Consider the following 702-nt stretch of genomic DNA (forward strand, 5'->3'; position numbering starts at 1 on the left):
GTCGGTATCCCTCGGCACCAGAAAGTGTATCCGGTCGATGTGAAGCTCATTTGGCCGATCACCAAAGCCCGTGGCAAACCACGAAAGCACCACGTGCCCGATATCTTATCGATTGCGGCAGAACAAATGCTGGCCAGCGCCAAATGGAAAACCGTGAGTTGGCGCAGCGGGACGAAAGGTCGGCTCAAAGCCCGATTTGCTGCTCTCCGTGTCCGCACCGCCGACGGCCCTCCGCAGCGGATATGGGATAAAGGTCAGCAGCATCTCCCAGGCGACGAAGCCTGGCTCATTGGCGAGCAACGTGCCTCCGGGGAGAAGAAATACTATCTCGCCAATCTTCCGGCGACGACGGATCTGCGCACGCTGGCCGCCACCATCAAGGCACGGTGGATTTGTGAGCAGGCGCATCAACAGTTGAAGGAGGAACTTGGACTTGATCACTTCGAAGGGCGATCATGGCAAGGTCTTCATCGCCACGCCCTTATGACAATGATTGCCTACGCCTTCCTGCAACATCGTCGCCTCGCAAACGCGGGGCGAAAAAAAAAGAATCAACGGGCCTCCGCCTCAACCGACTATGCCCGCCGTACGTCACGCCATCGTCGATCTCATCCTTCGGCCGCCGCCCCAGCAGTGCCCATATTGCCGAAAGCAAATCCTTGAAAAACAGCGGCGAAAACACATTCTGCCAAAGTAGTGCTA

1 protein-coding gene is annotated in these 702 nt (G+C 57.1%); it reads left to right on the forward strand.

The window, feature by feature from the left end:
* Window positions 1-663 (forward strand): transposase (locus IVB48_RS29640; protein ID WP_247405634.1); only part of this gene is annotated, 663 nt, incomplete at its 5' end.
* Between the last annotated feature and the right edge of the window lie 39 nt (window positions 664-702).

Source organism: Bradyrhizobium sp. 76, from assembly GCF_023073025.1.
In the GTDB taxonomy this organism is placed as follows: domain Bacteria; phylum Pseudomonadota; class Alphaproteobacteria; order Rhizobiales; family Xanthobacteraceae; genus Bradyrhizobium.